The organism is Sphingobium sp. SA916 (assembly GCF_002894065.1).
Lineage (GTDB): Bacteria > Pseudomonadota > Alphaproteobacteria > Sphingomonadales > Sphingomonadaceae > Sphingobium > Sphingobium fuliginis.
Map to the genome: position 1 here is coordinate 2,501 of NZ_LXYF01000099.1, position 2,889 is coordinate 5,389.

At 54.1% G+C, this 2,889-nt stretch carries 2 rRNA genes (1 of these 2 running past the window's edge); both read left to right on the top strand.

Annotated elements, in window-relative coordinates:
• Positions 1-2,574 (top strand): 23S ribosomal RNA (locus A8G00_RS23720); it begins 221 nt to the left of the window's first position.
• 164 nt (positions 2,575-2,738) lie between these two features.
• Positions 2,739-2,853: ribosomal RNA gene (rrf, locus tag A8G00_RS23725) — 5S ribosomal RNA — on the top strand.
• The last annotated feature ends 36 nt before the right edge of the window (positions 2,854-2,889 follow it).

Sequence of the window (2,889 nt, forward strand, 5' to 3'; positions counted from 1 at the left end):
CGAACCCGGAGAACTGAAACATCTCAGTACCCGGAGGAAAAGACATCAACCGAGATTCCGTTAGTAGTGGCGAGCGAACGCGGACCAGGCCAGCGCCTGGTGCTTAATTAGCAGAACGATCTGGAAAGTTCGGCCATAGCGGGTGACAGCCCCGTATGCGAAAATGAAGCATCAGGACTTGAGTAGGGCGGAGCACGTGAAACTCTGTCTGAACATGGGGGGACCACCCTCCAAGCCTAAATACTCGTACATGACCGATAGCGAACCAGTACCGTGAGGGAAAGGTGAAAAGCACCCCGATGAGGGGAGTGAAACAGTACCTGAAACCGGATGCCTACAAGCAGTGGGAGGGTCCTTGAGACCTGACCGCGTACCTCTTGCATAATGGGTCTGTGACTTAGTGTATCGAGCAAGCTTAAGCCGTTAGGTGTAGGCGCAGCGAAAGCGAGTCTGAACAGGGCGTTTGAGTTCGATGCATTAGACCCGAAACCCGGCGATCTAGGCATGACCAGGCTGAAGGTGCGGTAACACGCACTGGAGGGCCGAACCGTTTAATGTTGAAAAATTATCGGATGAGTTGTGTTTAGGGGTGAAAGGCCAATCAAGCCGGGAAATAGCTGGTTCTCCGCGAAATCTATTGAGGTAGAGCGTCGGATGATTGCCGTTGGGGGTAGAGCACTGGATGGTTGCGGGGGTCGCGAGATCTACCAATACTAACCAAACTCCGAATACCAACGAGTCTAGTCCGGCAGACAGACGGCGGGTGCTAAGGTCCGTCGTCAAAAGGGAAACAGCCCTAACCTACAGCTAAGGTCCCCAAGTCACGTCTAAGTGGGAAAGCATGTGGGATTTCCAAAACAACCAGGAGGTTGGCTTAGAAGCAGCCATCCTTTAAAGAAAGCGTAACAGCTCACTGGTCTAAACAAGAGATCCTGCGGCGAAGATGTAACGGGGCTCAAGACGTGCACCGAAGCTTAGGGTTCAGTCTTTTGACTGAGCGGTAGCGGAGCGTTCCGTAGGCCGTTGAAGCGGGAGGGTAACCGACCGTGGAGGTATCGGAAGTGCGAATGCAGACATGAGTAGCGATTAACAGTGTGAGATGCACTGTCGCCGAAATTCCAAGGGTTCCTGCTTAAAGCTAATCTGAGCAGGGTAAGCCGGCCCCTAAGACGAGCCCGAAGGGGGTAGTCGATGGGAACCACGTTAATATTCGTGGGCCTGGTGGTGTGTGACGGATGGCGTAACTTGTTCGGCCTTATTGGATTGGTCCGGGCAGGGAAGTTGTCCCAGGAAATAGCCCCACCGTATAGACCGTACCCTAAACCGACACAGGTGGAATGGTAGAGTATACCAAGGCGTTTGAGAGAAGTATCCTGAAGGAACTCGGCAAATTGCCTCCGTACCTTCGGAAGAAGGAGGCCCCACATATGCGCAAGCACTTGTGGGGGGCACAGGCCAGGGGGTAGCGACTGTTTAGCAAAAACACAGGGCTCTGCTAAGTCGGCTTCAAGACGACGTATAGGGCCTGACGCCTGCCCGGTGCCTGAAGGTTAAGAGGAGGAGTGCAAGCTCTGAATTGAAGCCCAGGTAAACGGCGGCCGTAACTATAACGGTCCTAAGGTAGCGAAATTCCTTGTCGGGTAAGTTCCGACCTGCACGAATGGCGTAACGACTTCCCCACTGTCTCCAGGATATGCTCAGCGAAATTGAATTCTCCGTGAAGATGCGGAGTACCCGCGGTTAGACGGAAAGACCCCGTGCACCTTTACTGCAGCTTCAGAGTGGCATTAGGAAAGAACTGTGTAGCATAGGTGGGAGGCTTTGAAGCGTGGGCGCCAGCCCGCGTGGAGCCATAGGTGAAATACCACCCTGTTGTTTTCTGATGTCTAACCTCGCACCGTTATCCGGTGCAGGGACCCTCTGTGGCGGGTAGTTTGACTGGGGCGGTCGCCTCCTAAAGAGTAACGGAGGCGCGCGATGGTGGGCTCAGGACGGTTGGAAACCGTCTGTTAGAGTGCAATGGCATAAGCCCGCCTGACTGCGAGACTGACAAGTCGAGCAGAGACGAAAGTCGGTCATAGTGATCCGGTGGTCCCTCGTGGAAGGGCCATCGCTCAACGGATAAAAGGTACGCCGGGGATAACAGGCTGATGATTCCCAAGAGCTCATATCGACGGAATCGTTTGGCACCTCGATGTCGGCTCATCACATCCTGGGGCTGGAGCAGGTCCCAAGGGTTTGGCTGTTCGCCAATTAAAGTGGTACGTGAGCTGGGTTCAGAACGTCGCGAGACAGTTTGGTCCCTATCTGCCGTGGGCGTCGAAATTTGAGAGGAGTTGACCCTAGTACGAGAGGACCGGGTTGAACATGCCTCTGGTGTACCTGTCGTCCTGCCAAGGGCGCAGCAGGGTAGCTATGCATGGACGGGATAACCGCTGAAAGCATCTAAGCGGGAAGCCTCCCTCAAGATAAGATTTCTTCGAGCGGTCGTAGACCACGACCTTGATAGGCCGGATGTAGAAGTGTGGTAACATATGGAGCTAACCGGTCCTAATTGCTCTGATCGCGCCTGAGAGTCCCACCATCAATGACAACACTGGATAAAACCAGCGTCAGCCATCGAGCGTGGTGATCAACCTCATGCCAGATAAACAAACCAAATCATTTGATGACGCGTTTCTCAACCGAAACGCACAAGTGCACGGCACCGATTAAAACCCGAAGCGCAAGCTCTATTGCTTGGTGACCATAGCGTCTGTGACCCACCCGATCCCTTCCCGAACTCGGACGTGAAACCAGTCTGCGCCGATGGTACTGTGGCTCAAGCCCCGGAAGAGTAGGGCGTCGCCAGGCATTATAGCTCGCGCTTCACATTAACCCATTCGCAAT